Below are 14,286 nucleotides of genomic sequence, written 5' to 3' on the forward strand. Positions count from 1 at the left end.
GTTCCGACCGCCCCCGCGTGATCAGTCGATCGCGTGGACGATCCACTCGGCCGTGGGTGACCACTCCCCCGGCGCGATGGTGATCAGGCCGGCGTCGAAGTCGTAGCGGTCGGCGTTGTACGCATCGGGCGCGCACGTCATCGGCTCGACGGCGAGACCGGCACGATGCCCGGGAGTGCCCGGTCCGGCCGGCAGGTCCGCCGTGTGGATCTGCACCCAGGGGCACACCGCGCCCCAGCTCATGGCCACGCCGCGGCCGTCGTCCGCGGTGAGGGTCACGGTGGCGACGCCGTCTGCGCGCGACAGTCCGGCGTAGGCGTGGTCGATCTCCACCGCGCCGATCCGCCGCTCCTCGCGGAAGTCGAAGCGTGCGGCGTCCGTCTCCACGCCGACGAGCTCGGTCGGAGCCAGGCGGTCAGGTGTCACCTCGAGCACGCGCGATGCCGGGAGCCGCAGCATCCAGTCGTCCACCGATCCCTCGCCGGCGACGAGGTAGGGGTGCGGCCCGGTGCCCCAGGGCGCCGGCTCGTCCGTGTCATTGCGCGCGCGGACGGACTGCGCGAGCCCCTCGGCGGTCAGCGCGTACGTCGTCTCGACGACCAGGCGCCACGGGAAGGAGGTCTGCGGCTCGATGACCGCGGCCAGCGTCACGTGGCTCGGACTCTTGTCGATCGCGTCGAACTCGAGCCACGCGGCGAGCCCGTGGAGGGCGTGCCCGCGGTCGGGTTCGGTCAGAGCCAGCTGACGCTCGACACCGTCGACGGTGTACAGCCCGTCCACGACGCGGTTGGGCCACGGCGCGAGCGTCGCTCCGCGGAACCCCGGGCGCACCTCGTCGGCCTCGAAAGGCACGACGAGGTCGCGTCCGGCGTACGTCAGCGAGCGCAGGGAGGCGCCCACGCCGGCGACGACCGCCTCGTAGCCGCCCGCGCGGAGCGAGTGCTGGATGCCGGAAAGGGGGGTACGGGCCATCGTGGCGCTCCTGGGTGTCGCGTCACCGACGGTGACGTTCGGGCTTCGGGGCTCAGAGGCCCTGTGCGAGACGGTAGTACGCCTGGTTCCAGCGCAGCTCCTGCTGGAAGCCGCGGACGGTGGTGTCCTCGTCGATGACGACGAGCTCCGTGCGCGAGATCTCGGCGAAGTCGCGGAACACCTCGATGCCGACGGTGGTCGTCATCACGGTGTGGTGCGCGGCTCCGGCGGTGAGCCAGCAGGCGGCGCTGGTGGCGAAATCGGGCTGCGGCTTCCAGATGGCGCGGCCGACGGGGAGCTTCGGCAGATCCGGCGCCTCGACGTTCTCGACGACGTTCGCGACGAGGCGGAAGCGGTCGCGCATGTCGCTCATCGCGACGACCAGCGCCGGGCCGGGGTCGGCCGTGAACACCAGGCGCACCGGGTCGGCCTTGCCGCCGATGCCGAGCGGGTGCACCTCGAGGCGCGCCCGGGAGCTCGACAGCGTCGGCGACACCTCGAGCATGTGCGCGCCGAGGATCCGCTCGGATCCGGGCACGAGGTCGTAGGTGTAGTCCTCCATCAGGCTCGCGCCGCCGGGAAGACCCGCGCCCATGACGTTGGCGACGCGCACGAGGATGGCCGTCTTCCAGTCGCCCTCCGCGCCGAAGCCGTAGCCGTCGGCCATCAGTCGCTGCACGGCCAGGCCGGGCAGCTGGGTGAGCGCGCCGAGGTCTTCGAAGCTCGTGGTGAACGCGCCGAAGCCGCCCTCCTCGAGGAACGACCGCAGTCCGATCTCGATCGCGGCGCCGTCGCGGAGCGACCCGTGGCGCTCGGCACCAGGGAGCAGCTCGGGGGCCACGTCGTACTCGTCGAGGTAGACCGCGACCAGCGCGTCGATGTCGGACTCGGATGCCGCGGCCACCGCCTCCGCGAGCTCGTTCACGCCCCACGTGTTGACCTGCACGCCGAAGCGGAGCTCGGCCTCGGTCTTGTCGCCCTCGGTGACGGCGACGTAGCGCATGTTGTCGCCGAACCGGGCGAGCTTCAGGGTGCGCGCGGCGGTCCAGCCGGCCGCCGCGCGCTGCCAGTCCTCGACCTGCTGACGCACGACGGGATTCGACACGTGGCCGACCACGGTCTTGCGCGCGACGCCGAGGCGCGTCTGGATGTAGCCGAACTCGCGGTCGCCGTGCGCGGCCTGGTTCAGGTTCATGAAGTCGAAGTCGATGTCGGCCCACGGCAGCTCGACGTTCGCCTGCGTGTGCAGGTGCAGGAGCGGCTTCTGAAGCGCGTCGAGACCTGAGATCCACATCTTGGCGGGGCTGAACGTGTGCATCCACGCGATCACGCCGATGACGTCGTCGCGGCTGTTGATCTCGAGCGCCATGCGGCGGATGCTGTCGGAGTCTTTGAGCACCGGCTTCCAGACGACCTTCACCGGCAGACCGCCGAGGCCGTCGGCGACCGCCTGGGACTGCTCGGCCACCTGGCGGAGGGTCTCCTCGCCGTACAGGTTCTGGCTGCCGGTGACGAACCAGATCTCGTAGCCGTCGAGGGACGTGGACAGGGGCGTGCGGGTCATGCGGTTCTCCAGGGGGTGAGGCGGGTCAGAGGGCGTCGACGGCGGCGGACTCGACCGCGAGCCCCGCCCGGTACCGATCGAGCCAGGCGGCGAAGCCCGCGACGTCCGCGGGCTCGGGGTCGGCGGTGTCGAAGGTGGTCGAGGCGAAGACGGACTCGAGCAGGTAGTCGTCGAGATCTGCTCCGGATGCTGCGGCTCCCGCTGCGGGCGCGGCACTCGTGTGCGCGGCTGCCCGATGCGCGGCGAAGGCTGCGAGCACGGCCATTCCCCACGCTCCGCCCTCGGAGGCGGTGCCGGCCACCGCGACGGGAGCGTCGAGGGCGGCCGCGAGGAAACGCTGCGCGACACCCGCCGTGCGGAACATGCCGCCGTGCGCATACATCCGGTCCAGCGCGACGTCCTCCTCGGCCAGCACGCGCATGCCGAGCGCGAGCGTGCCGTACACGCCGTAGAGCTGCGCGCGGATGACGTTGGCCAGGGTGAACGGGCTGTCGGGCGAGCGCACCAGCAGCGGGCGTCCCTCGCTGAGCCCGGCGATCGGCTCCCCCGCGAGGTGGTTGTAGGCGAGCAGGCCTCCCGCGTCCGCATCGCCCTCGAGCGCCTCGCGCAGGAGGACGTCGAACGCGGTGTCGGCGTCGACGGGCCGACCCGCGGCATCCGCGAATCGGCGGAAGAGCCCCACCCAGGCGGCGAGCTCGCTGGCGCCGTTGTTGCAGTGCACCATGGCGACCGGGTCGCCGGCCGGAGTCGTGACGACGTCGAGCTCGTGGTGGAGACCCGCGAGCGGACGCTCGAGCACGACCATCGCGAAGATGCTCGTGCCGGCCGAGACGTTGCCGGTGCGCGGAACGACGGCGCGCGTCGCGACCATGCCGGTGCCGGCGTCGCCCTCGGGCGGAGCGGCGACGGCGCCCGGGCGCAGGGCCCCGGACGGGTCGAGCAGGCGCGCGCCGGCCTCGGTGAGCCCGCCTGCGCTCTCGCCGGCGACGAGGACGTCGGGAAGGAGACTGCGGACCGGGCCCGGCAGCGCCGTGTCGGCCGCCAGCGCGTCGAAGCGGCCGAGAAGGTCGGCGTCGTAGTCGCGGGTGGACGGGTCGATGGGGAACATGCCCGAGGCGTCGCCGACGCCGAGGACGCGGCGTCCGGTGAGCTTCTCGTGGACGTACCCGGCCAGCGTGGTGACGGAGGCGATCGCCGGCACATGCTCCTCGCCGTCGAGGACGGCCTGGTAGAGGTGCGCGATCGACCAGCGCAGCGGGATGTTCACGCCGAACGACGTCGTGAGGGCCTCCGCCGCCGGACCCGTGCTCGTGTTCCGCCAGGTGCGGAACGGCACGAGCAGCTCACCGTCGGCGTCGAATGCGAGGTAGCCGTGCATCATCGCGGAGACGCCGATGGCCGACACCGAGGCGAGCGCAGCGTCATGCCGCCCGGACGCATCGGAGACGAGGTCGGTGTAGGCGGCCTGCAGACCGCTCCAGACCTCGTCGAGACCGTACGTCCACCGGCGGTCGACGAAGCGGTTCTCCCACTCGTGTGATCCGGTGGCCAGCACCGCGGCATCCGGTCCGATGAGGCACGCCTTGATGCGCGTCGAGCCGAGCTCGATGCCGAGCACCGCACGTCCGTCGGCGATGACGGTCGCCGCGTCGACGCTCATCGGCGGTCGTCCGTGTTCTGTCCGTAGACGTTCTGGTAGCGGCTGAAGAGCGCGTCGATCCGGTCCTGCGGGATCGGGATGAGCGGCCCCGCCTCGCGGGCGATGTGCACCGTGCGTGCCGCGTCCTCGCACATGACAGCGGCCTTGACGGCGTCCTTCGCGCTGACGCCGATCGTGAACGGACCGTGGTTCTGCATCAGCACGGCGCGGGAGCGGTGACCGCGGAGGGTCTCGACGATGCCGCGGCCGATGGAGTCGTCGCCGATGACGGCGAACGGGCCGATCGGGATGGGCCCGCCGAACTCGTCGGCCATGCCCGTGATGACGCAGGGGATCTCCTCGCCGCGTGCGGCCCAGGCGACCGCATAGGTCGAGTGCGTGTGCACGACACCACCCACGTCGGGCATGTGGCGGTAGACGTAGGCATGCGCGGCGGTGTCGCTCGACGGGCTGCGCTCGCTGCCGGGAGCCCCGGGCATGGCGACGCCGTCGAGGTCGCAGAGGATCATGTTCTCGGGGGTCAGGTCGTCGTACGACACCCCTGACGGCTTGATGACGAAGAGGTCGGCGCCCGGGACGCGGCCCGAGATGTTGCCTCCGGTCCAGATCACGAGGCCGTAGCGGACGAGCTCCGCGTGCAGGCGGGCGACGTCCGCCCGGGTGCGGTCGATCGCCTCCGCGAGGGCGGGGTCGGTCAGGTCGGCAGGGGTGGCGGTCATGCGGGTCACTTCCTCGTGTCGAGCGGATGCCGCGGCATCCGGAGTCATGTTACCGGTAACAATCGCGCTTGACCAGTGGCGTGATCGCCGGGCGGCGTTCAGCGGGCGGGCGGGGCGCTGGAGGCGCGGACGATGAGGCGGGCCTCGTCGGGGACCGCGGCCTCGTCGTCCGGGGGTTCCTGGTCGGTGGGCGCTTCGCGGTCGCGCAGCACCGCCGCGATGCAGGCGCGCGCCTCGCCGTCCACGTCGAGGCGCACCGTGGTGAGCGCGGGGCGGTAGAACGCGGCGTCGGGGTTGTCGTCGAAGCCGACGACGCTCACCTCGTCGGGAACCCGGACGCCCGCGGCGGTGAGGCCCGCGATGAGTCCGAGTGCCATCTGGTCGTTGGCGACGACGATCGCCGTCGGTCCGCCCGGCGCGCGCACCGCCTCCGCGACGGCCGGAGCGAGGTCCGACCCGGTGCGGGCGGACCAGTCCCCCGACCACACCGGGCCCGGGTCGAGGCCGAGCGCGGCGAGCGCGGCGGCGTGACCGTCCGCGCGCGCGCTCTCGTCGAGCCAGTCGGCGGGTCCGCCGAGACGCGCGATGCGGCGATGGCCGAGGTCGTGCAGGTGCGCGACGACCGCGGCGGCGCCGTCGGCCTGTCGGCGTGCGCCCGGCCCGCCGTGCAGCGTGGCGAAGGGGAGTCCGCCGGTGGCATCGGCGAGCACCTCGAGGGTCCTGCCGTGGGCTCCGACGAGGATGATGCCGTCGACGCCCTGCGCGTGCACATGGGCGAGAGCGGCGGCGACGGATGCGGCATCCTCCGCACTCGCGTACGCCGTCGAGATCCAGCGCCCCTGCGCGCGCGCAGCCGACTCGAGCGCGGCGATGCCGGCCGCGGGGCCGTAGAGGGTCGGATCGGACGCGATCACGCCGAGCGTGCGGGTGCGGGCCGTGCCGAGGGTGCGGGCGGCGTTGTTGACCCGGTAGTCGAGGGCGGCGATGGCCTCGCTGACGCGGGCGCGGGTCTCCTCGCGGATGTGCGGGTGCCCGTTCAGCACGCGCGAGACGGTCTGCGTGGACACGCCCGCGCGGTGCGCGACCTCCCGCATGCCCGCGCGCCGGGTGCCGCGTTCGTCCGCCGTGCTCATCGAGGACACGTTATCGCGCGCGCACGCACCCTCATCCGGGCCGATAGGGCCGCCCTCTCCTCCGCGAGACGTCGCAACACGCCGTCACCGCCCACCCACGCACGGCATGTTGCGACGTTTCGCGGGAAGAGGGGAGGGCGAGGAAGGGCGAGGGCCGCGCGCGACGAGCGCGACGAGCGCGACGAGCGCGACGAGCGCGACGAGACGAGCGAGAGGAGGAGCGGAGCCGGGACCTGCCCCCAGTGCAGTTCCCGGCTCCACACGGCGGCGCCCGCCGAGCGAGGAGCCCGGGGGTCCCCCCGGGCCGCCGCGGAGCGCATCCCCAGATGCGCACAGATTCTCATTCGGGGGGCGGTCGGAATCGGATGGGCGTTTTCACCGAACACTCAGGAACGCGGCCGCGGCTGTCTGACAACCCGCTCTGCGAGCTGCGCCGGCGGCCCTCGCCTCCTGCCACCGTGGCACGCTGGATGGATGCGACACCGGACCCGTTCCCGATCCGTTCCGGCTCCCGCGCTCCTCTCGTGAGCACCCGCGAGGAGCGGCTGCGCGGACGGCTCCTGACCGCACTCTCCGGCGACGCCGGCGGCTCGCCGCCGTGGATCCGTGCGCTCGCCGACGGCGACGACACCGGCTACTTCGAGGAGGAGGGCGCGGTCTGGACCGTGCACTCCGGGATGGGCACGCTGGTCGCCGGCATCCGCGCGCTGCTCATGCAGGCGCTCCACCCCGGCGCCCTCGCCGGCGTTCACGACTGGTCGCGCTACCGCGACGATCCGATGGGGCGTCTGACCGGCACGGTGCGCTGGGTCATCACACTCACCTACGGTTCGCGCGAGCAGACCGGCCGGGAGGTCGGGCGCGTCGCGCGCTTCCACGACAAGGTCAAGGGCACCTACGTCGCCGCGGACGGCTCCGAGCGGTCGTACTCCGCGGAGGACGCCGACCTCGCCGAGTGGGTGCACCTCGCGTTCACCGACTCCTTCCTGGCCGCCCACGAGATGTGGGGCGGTCCGATCCCCGGCGGGTCCGATGCCTACGTGCGCGAATGGGCGACCGCGGGAACGCTGATGGGCGTCCCGCACCCGCCCACGACCGAGCGGGAACTCCGCGGCCGCATGGCCGGCTACCTGACGGCGGGCACCCTCCGACGCGACGAGCGGGTCGATGAAGTGGTGCGGTTCCTGCGCCGCATCCCGTTCACCGGTCCGATGCGCCCGGCCTACGCGGTGCTCTTCCGCGGCGCCGTCGCCAGCATCCCGAAGCCCTACCGGCGTCTGCTCGGCCTGCGACGGTCGCCCTTCCCCGTCGTGACCGCGACCCGGCTCATCCTCGCCGTCACCGGCCGCACGCTGGGCGGCGGACCGCGCGCGCAGGACTTCGCCCGCCGGCGACTGGAGCGCCTGCGCACCCGCACCCCGTGACAGGCTGAGGGGATGCGCATCGCACTCACCGGCTCATCCGGCAAACTCGGCTCCGTCGTCGCCCGCGAGCTCACCGCCGCCGGGCACGACGTCATCGGACTCGACCGCACGGGGGAACGCGGGCCGCGGTTCGTGCAGCTCGACCTCACCGACTACGGGCAGGTCGTCGATGCGCTGGCCGGCGTCGACCGCGCCGTCGGCTTCGACGCGGTCGTGCACCTGGGTGCGATCCCCGCGCCGGGGCTCATGACGGATGCCGCGACCTTCCACAACAACATGACGAGCACGTTCAACGTCTTCTGGGCGGCGGTGCGGCTCGGCATCCGCCGGATCGTCTACGCCTCCAGCGAGACCGTGCTCGGCCTGCCGTTCGACGTGCCGCCGCCCTACATCCCCGTCGACGAGGAGTACCCGCCGCGGCCCGAGTCGGTGTACTCGATCGTCAAGACGCTGGAGGAGCAGCTGGCCCGTGAGCTCGTGCGCTGGCATCCGGATCTGTCGATCACGGCGCTGCGCTTCTCGAACGTGATGTGGCCAGAGGACTACGTCGAGTTCCCCTCGTTCGACGCCGACGCGTTCGCGCGGAAGTGGAACCTGTGGGGCTACATCGACGCCCGTGACGGCGCGCAGGCGATCGACCGTGCACTGGATGTCGCACCCCTCGGCTTCGAGACGTACATCATCGCGGCGGCCGACACCGTGATGTCGCGCCCGAACGCGGAGCTGGTGGCCGAGGTGTTCCCCGAGGTGCCCGTGCACGGTGAGCTCGGCGAGCACGACACGATGCTGTCGATCGCGAAGGCCCGCCGCGTGCTCGGCTACGAGCCGCAGCACTCCTGGCGCGACCCGCGCTGAGACCGGCCGACCTCCGCACGATCGCGCCGGCCGGAACCCGCCTCACACCGCGCGGGTGCTCCCCCGGATGATGAGCGGCGGTTCCCGTGGCGCCGGCAACCGCGTGCCCTCCTCGTCCTGCAGGAGCGCGAGGACGGCGGCCATGGCATCGCGTCCGATCGCGACGAAGTCCTGCCGGACCGTCGTGAGCGGCGGCGAGAAGTGCGCGGCCTCGGGGATGTCGTCGAACCCGATCACGCTGACGTCCTCGGGCACCCGGCGGCCGGCCGTCTGCAGCGCGTGCAGCACGCCGAGGGCCATCTGGTCGTTCGCGACGAACACCGCCTCCGCCCCGGTCTCCGCGAGCGCGGCGCCGAGCTCGTAGCCCGACGCGGGCGTCCAGTCGCCGCGCAGCGCCTCGGTGGGGGTGAGTCCCGACTCCTGCAGCCGGTCGCGCCATCCGCGCAGCCGCTCCTCGCCGTCGATCGAGCCGACCGGGCCGGCGACGTGGCGGATGTCGGTGTGCCCGAGTTCGAGCAGGTGCGACACCGCGGCGCGGGCCGCGCGGTACTGGTCGAGGCCCACGCGCACCGCGCGCCCGCGGGGCTCCCCCGACACGACCACGAGCGGAACGCCGAGCTCCCAGCCGTCGAAGGCGTCCAGCGCGACCCGCTCGGCGGCGATCAGCACGATCGCCTCGACGTTCTGGCGGATCAGCAGCTCCGCGGCCGACCGCAGGCTCGGGCCCGCAGCATCCGCCAATGTCGTCGTGATCACGGCGTAGCCCGCGTCGCGCGCCGACTCGTTCACCGTGAGCACGTAGCTCGCGGGGCCGTAGTCGGGCAGGCCCGTCGCGACGAGGCCGATGGTGCGCGACCGGCGTGTCACCAGTGCGCGCGCGGCCTGGGAGGGCACGTAGCGCAGCTGCCTGATCGCCTGCTCGACCCGCTCGCGCGTCGCCGGGCGGACGTTCGGGAGGTCGTTCAGCACGCGCGAGACCGTCTGATGCGACACGCCGGCCAGCCGGGCGACGTCGAAGATCGTCGTCCCCCGACTGCGGTCGCCGTTCGTGCTCACGTGCTGCGCCGGCTCCCCCCGGGCGCGCCGACACGCGCCCTCGACCTCATTATCGCGGCAGGGTCTGTGTTCGCCCCCGCGCCGCGGGCCGTCATCGTCGTCGCGCGGTCAGCACGCGCTGCAGGATGATGAAGACCAGCAGCAGTGCGCCGATGAAGATCTTGGTCCACCAGGACGACAGCGTCCCCTCGAAGGTGATGATCGTCTGGATGATGCCGAGCACCAGCACGCCGAGCACCGATCCGAGCACGAAGCCGTAGCCGCCCGCCAGCAGGGTGCCGCCGATGACGACCGCGGCGATCGCATCGAGCTCGGTGCCGATCGCCGTGAGCGGGTAGCCCGACAGCGTGTAGAAGGTGAAGAGGATGCCGGCGATGCCGGAGCACAGTCCGCTGATGAGATAGACGAGGACCTTCGTGCGTGCGACGGGCAGGCCCATCAGCATGCCGCTGTGCTCGCCGCCGCCGATGGCGTAGACGGTGCGGCCGAAGCGCGTGCTGTGCAGCACCCACACGGCGATGACGACGACGAGCACCGCGATGATGACGCTGGGCGTGATCGACAGGCCCGGTCCGAGCGGGATCCGCGTCACGGCCAGGGCGATGAACCCCGGGTCGGTGATCGAGATCGAGCTCTGACTGATGATGTAGCAGAGCCCGCGGGCGAGGAACATCGCCGCCAGTGTCGCGATGAACGGCTGCACGTGGAAGTAATGGATCATCAAGCCGACGAGAAGACCCAGGATGCTGGTGGTCACCAGGATCAGCGGGATCACCACGACCGGCGACCACCCGCTCTGCAGAGTGCTGGCCGCGATCATGCCCGACAGGGCGACCACCGCCCCCACCGACAGGTCGATGCCGCCGGTGAGGATGACGAAGGTCATCCCGACCGCGAGCACGATCAGGTAGGCGTTGTCGACGAACAGGTTCAGGAAGACCTGGCCGGTGAAGAAGCCGCGATAGCGGAGCCCGCCGCCGATGAAGACGACGAGGAAGAGGATCGCGGTGACGAGGACGGGTCCGTACTTCGGGCTCGTGAAGGTGTCCTTCAGGATGCCGGTGGTGCGGGTCAGCGGCGTGCGCGGCGCTGCGGTGGTCGTGGTCATCATGCTGCCGCGACCCCCTTTCCGGAGCGGAGGGCGAGGCGACGGCGGAAGCCGGCGAACGCCTGGTTGGTGGTGGGCGACTGCAGCAGGCAGACGATGATGACGACCGCCGCCTTGAACACCATGGTCGCGACGGGCGAGATGCCGACGGTGTAGACCGTGGTGACGAGCGTCTGGATCACGAGGGCTCCGACGAGCGTGCCGGCGAGGGAGTACCGCCCGCCCGCCAGCGATGTGCCGCCGATCACGACGGCGAGGATCGCGTCGAGCTCGATGAACAGGCCCGTGTTGTTCGCGTCGGCGGCCATCGTGTTGGCCGTCAGGATGAGCCCGGCCACGGCGGCGCACACGGCCGTGAAGATGTAGACGGCGAACAGCACCCCCCGCGCCCGGACGCCGGCCTGACGGCTCGCCTCCGGGTTGATGCCGACCGACTCGATCAGCAGTCCGAGGGCCGTCCGGCGGGTCATCAGGGCGGCGATGATGAAGATGAACGCCGCGATGAAGATCGCGACGGGCACGCCGAACCAGAAGCCGGTGCCCAGCACCTTGAAGGGCGGGCTGGTCACGGTGAGGATCTGGCCCTCGGTCAGCAGCATCGCGATGCCGCGGCCCGCGGTCATCAGGATCAGCGTCGCGATGATCGGCTGGATGCCGATGACCGCGACGAGCAGGCCGTTCCACAGCCCGCAGCCGACCCCGATCACCAGGGCGACGAGGATCGCGACGATGACGGTGGCCGGGTCGCCGGGGTTCGGCGAGCCGAGCAGGATGCTGCACGCCACCGCTCCGGAGATGGCGGCGACCGCGCCCACCGAGAGGTCGATGCCGCGGGTGGCGATGACGACCGTCATGCCGATGGCGACGATCAGCGTCGGGGCGCCGTTGCGCAGGATGTCGATGAGGCTGCCGTAGAGGTTGCCGTCGCGGAAGGAGATGCTGAAGAAGCCGGGGAACGCCACCACGTTGATGGCGAACAGCACGGCGAGCATCACGATCGGCCAGAAGATCCGGCTCGAGACGAAGCGGGCGAGGACGGTCTTCATGCGGGATCTCCCTGCGGGCGGGCGGTCGAGTCGGCGGGAGCGGTCGTGTCGGCGGGAGCGGTCGGTTCGGCGGGAGCGGTCGCGCCGGCGGGGTCCTCGATCTCGAGGGAGCCGTCGGCGATGAGGGCGAGGAGCCCGTCCACCGTGAGCTCGTCGTTGACGAGGTCGGCCACCTTGCGCCGGTCGCGCATGACGATCACGCGATGGCTGAGCCGCAGCACCTCCTCGAGCTCCGCGCTGATGTAGACGACCGACATCCCGTTCTCCGCGAGGGAGAACACGAGCTTCTGGATCTCCGCCTTCGCGCCGATGTCGATGCCGCGCGTGGGCTCGTCGAGGATGAGCAGGCGCGGTGCCGTCGCGAGCCACCGCGCCAGCAGCACTTTCTGCTGGTTGCCGCCGGACAGGTTGCGCACGATGGCGTCCTTGTTGGCGGGGCGGATGTTGAGGGCCTGGATGTAGCTGTCGGCGAGCTCGTCGCGGCGCTTCTTCGAGATGGGCCGGAACCAGCCGCGATCGGCCTGCAGCGCGAGGATGATGTTGTCGCGCACGGTCAGCTCGTCGACGATGCCTTCGCTGCGGCGGTTCTCGCTCGAGTAGGCGATGCGCTTCTTCAGAGCCTGGCGCGGAGTCCGCAGCCGCTGCGGCACGCCCGAGATGGTGAGCTTCCCCTCGTCGGAGCGGTCGGTGCCGCCCAGCAGGCGGGCGAGCTCGGTGCGGCCCGATCCGAGCAGGCCGGCGAAGCCGATGACCTCGCCCTCGTGGATCGTGAGGTCGAACGGCGCGACCGAGCCGCGGCGGCCGACGCCGGAGGCGCGCAGGAAGACGGTCTCGTCACCGGAGTCGCCGTCGGACTCCTGCACGCGCTGCTCGAGCTCTTCGAGGGTGGTCAGCTCCTTGCCGATCATCTTCTGCACGAGGTCGATGCGCAGCAGCTCGGGCGTCAGGTACTCGCCGATGAACCGTCCGTTGCGGAAGACCGTGAGCCGGTCGGCGATCTCGTAGACCTGGTCGAGGAAGTGCGAGACGAAGAGGATGGCGACGCCGTCGTCCTTCAGCGAGCGGATGATGCGGAAGAGCTCCGCCACCTCGTCCGCGTCGAGGCTGGAGGTCGGCTCGTCGAGGATGAGCACCTTGGCGTCGATGTTGGTCGCCCGCGCGATCGCGATCAGCTGCTGGATCGCGAGCGAGTGCGAGCCGAGCAGAGAGGCCGGGTCGACATCGAGCCCGAGGTTGGACAGCACCTCGGCGGCCCGACGGCGCATGCCGCGCGTGTCGATGGAGCCGAAGCGCCGGGGCTCCCGCCCCAGCATGATGTTCTCGGCGACCGAGAGGTTGGGCAGGAGGTTGACCTCCTGGTAGACGGTGCTGATCCCGGCATCCTGCGCCTGGGCGGTGCTCGCGAACGACACGGGCTGACCGGAGAGGAGCACGGTGCCGGAATCGATCTGGTAGACGCCCGTCAGCGCCTTGATGAGCGTGGACTTCCCGGCGCCGTTCTCGCCCATGAGCGAGTGGACCTCGCCGGGGAACATGCGGAACGAGACCCCGTCGAGTGCCTTCACCCCGGGGAACGAGATCGAGATGTCGCTCATCTCGATGACCGGCTCGGAGTGGGCTGCCGGTGCCGGCGGACGAGCGGGCGCGGCGGTGCGACTGGGCGCGGTCATGTGGTTCTCCATCGAACGGGATCGGCTGCTCTGAGAGTAGAGGGGTGCCGCGGCCCCGGCGTCTGCACGTCGGGGCCGCGGCGTCGTGTTCAGTACTGGCGGTCGGGCAGGGCCGTGACGGCCTGCTCCTGGGTGAAGGTGGTCTCGTCCGTCAGGATGCGCTTCTCGACGGTGCCGCCCTCGTTCAGGGTCGTGATGACATCGACCAGCTGGGGTCCGAGGAGCGGGGAGCACTCGACGATGAAGTTGATCTTCCCGTCGGCGAGGGCCTGCATGCCGTCCTTGACCGCGTCGACCGTGACGATCTTGATGTCCTTGCCCGGGACGAGGCCGGCGGCCTCGATCGCCTCGATGGCACCGAGTCCCATGTCGTCGTTGTGGGCGTAGACGAGGTCGATCTTCGGGTTGGACTTGAGCATGGCCTCCATGACCTGCTTGCCGCCGGCGCGGGTGAAGTCACCCGTCTGGCTGGCGATCACGGTGAGGTTCGGGTTCGACGAGATGGTGTCGGCGAAGCCCTCGGCGCGGTCGATCGCGGGCGCGGCACCCGTCGTGCCCTCGAGCTGCACGATGTTGACCGGCGCGGAGGCGTCCTTGTACTCGTTCACGACCCACTCGCCGGCCTTCTTGCCCTCTTCGACGAAGTCGGAGCCGAGGAACGTGACGTAGAGCGAGTCGTCCTTGCTGTCGACGGCGCGGTCGGTCAGGATCACCGGGATGTTGGCGGCCTTGGCCTCGTTGAGCACCGCGTCCCAGCCGGTCTCGACGACGGGCGAGAAGGAGATGTAGTCGACGCCCTGCTGGATGTAGGAGCGGATCGCCTTGATCTGGTTCTCCTGCTTCTGCTGTGCGTCGGAGAACTTGAGCTCGATGTTCGCCTCCTCGAAGGCGGACTGGATGCTCTTGGTGTTGGCGGTGCGCCAGCCGGACTCGGCGCCGACCTGCGCGAAGCCGACGACGAGCTGGTCGGTGGCCTTGGGGCCTGCGGCGTCGCCACCGGCAGTCGTTCCCCCGCCCGCACAACCGGCGAGCCCGAGCAGCAGGACACCTGCGGCTGCGAGCGAGATGAGCTTCTTCAT

The 14,286-nt window shown here is 71.2% G+C and carries 12 protein-coding genes; 2 read left to right on the forward strand and 10 right to left on the reverse strand.

Annotation, left to right across the window (positions count from 1 at the left end):
* Positions 1 to 21 precede the first annotated feature (21 nt).
* The 5 genes from CVS47_RS13495 to CVS47_RS13515 form a co-directional block, all read right to left on the reverse strand.
* Positions 22 to 972, reverse strand: a complete 951-nt coding sequence (locus tag CVS47_RS13495; RefSeq protein ID WP_127096546.1) for an aldose 1-epimerase family protein — start codon at positions 970 to 972, stop codon at positions 22 to 24.
* A 52-nt stretch (positions 973 to 1,024) separates the two neighbouring features.
* Positions 1,025 to 2,536, reverse strand: a complete 1,512-nt coding sequence (araA, locus tag CVS47_RS13500; protein ID WP_127096547.1) for an L-arabinose isomerase — start codon at positions 2,534 to 2,536, stop codon at positions 1,025 to 1,027.
* A 25-nt stretch (positions 2,537 to 2,561) separates the two neighbouring features.
* On the reverse strand, positions 2,562 to 4,196 hold the full coding sequence (locus tag CVS47_RS13505; RefSeq protein ID WP_127096548.1) for a xylulokinase: 1,635 nt from the start codon (positions 4,194 to 4,196) through the stop codon (positions 2,562 to 2,564).
* Entirely contained in the window at positions 4,193 to 4,915 is a 723-nt protein-coding gene (locus tag CVS47_RS13510; protein WP_127096549.1) for an L-ribulose-5-phosphate 4-epimerase, read from the reverse strand. The genes CVS47_RS13505 and CVS47_RS13510 overlap by 4 nt, the downstream gene beginning before the upstream one ends.
* Positions 4,916 to 5,013: 98 nt before the next feature.
* Complete coding sequence (locus tag CVS47_RS13515; RefSeq protein WP_127096550.1) at positions 5,014 to 6,048, reverse strand: LacI family DNA-binding transcriptional regulator; 1,035 nt, start codon at positions 6,046 to 6,048, stop codon at positions 5,014 to 5,016.
* 524 nt (positions 6,049 to 6,572) lie between these two features.
* Between CVS47_RS13515 and CVS47_RS13520 the strand changes: the two genes are divergently transcribed.
* Together CVS47_RS13520 and CVS47_RS13525 are read left to right on the forward strand one after the other, a co-directional pair.
* On the forward strand, positions 6,573 to 7,472 hold the full coding sequence (locus CVS47_RS13520) for an oxygenase MpaB family protein (protein WP_241240160.1): 900 nt from the start codon (positions 6,573 to 6,575) through the stop codon (positions 7,470 to 7,472).
* 12 nt (positions 7,473 to 7,484) lie between these two features.
* Complete coding sequence (locus CVS47_RS13525) at positions 7,485 to 8,327, forward strand: NAD-dependent epimerase/dehydratase family protein (RefSeq protein ID WP_127096552.1); 843 nt, start codon at positions 7,485 to 7,487, stop codon at positions 8,325 to 8,327.
* Between the two features lie 42 nt (positions 8,328 to 8,369).
* Here the strand turns inward: CVS47_RS13525 and CVS47_RS13530 are convergent, their stop codons facing one another.
* The 5 genes from CVS47_RS13530 to CVS47_RS13550 all read right to left on the reverse strand — a co-directional run bounded on the left by CVS47_RS13530 (position 8,370) and on the right by CVS47_RS13550 (position 14,286).
* Positions 8,370 to 9,383, reverse strand: coding sequence for a LacI family DNA-binding transcriptional regulator (locus CVS47_RS13530; RefSeq protein WP_127096553.1), 1,014 nt, complete (start codon positions 9,381 to 9,383; stop codon positions 8,370 to 8,372).
* Positions 9,384 to 9,474: 91 nt separating this feature from the next.
* The gene (gene yjfF, locus CVS47_RS13535; RefSeq protein WP_315268549.1) at positions 9,475 to 10,494 is read right to left on the reverse strand and encodes a galactofuranose ABC transporter, permease protein YjfF; all 1,020 of its coding nucleotides are present in this window, start codon (positions 10,492 to 10,494) and stop codon (positions 9,475 to 9,477) included.
* Positions 10,491 to 11,537, reverse strand: a complete 1,047-nt coding sequence (locus CVS47_RS13540; RefSeq protein ID WP_127096554.1) for an ABC transporter permease — start codon at positions 11,535 to 11,537, stop codon at positions 10,491 to 10,493. Before CVS47_RS13540 ends, yjfF begins: the two co-directional genes overlap by 4 nt.
* Positions 11,534 to 13,207 carry a sugar ABC transporter ATP-binding protein gene (locus CVS47_RS13545; protein WP_127096555.1) on the reverse strand — a complete coding sequence of 558 codons (1,674 nt, stop codon included), beginning with the start codon at positions 13,205 to 13,207 and terminating at the stop codon, positions 11,534 to 11,536. The genes CVS47_RS13540 and CVS47_RS13545 overlap by 4 nt, the downstream gene beginning before the upstream one ends.
* Positions 13,208 to 13,296: 89 nt before the next feature.
* The gene (locus CVS47_RS13550; protein WP_127096556.1) at positions 13,297 to 14,286 is read right to left on the reverse strand and encodes an ABC transporter substrate-binding protein; all 990 of its coding nucleotides are present in this window, start codon (positions 14,284 to 14,286) and stop codon (positions 13,297 to 13,299) included.

The organism is Microbacterium lemovicicum (genome assembly GCF_003991875.1).
GTDB classification, from domain to species: Bacteria; Actinomycetota; Actinomycetes; order Actinomycetales; family Microbacteriaceae; genus Microbacterium; species Microbacterium lemovicicum.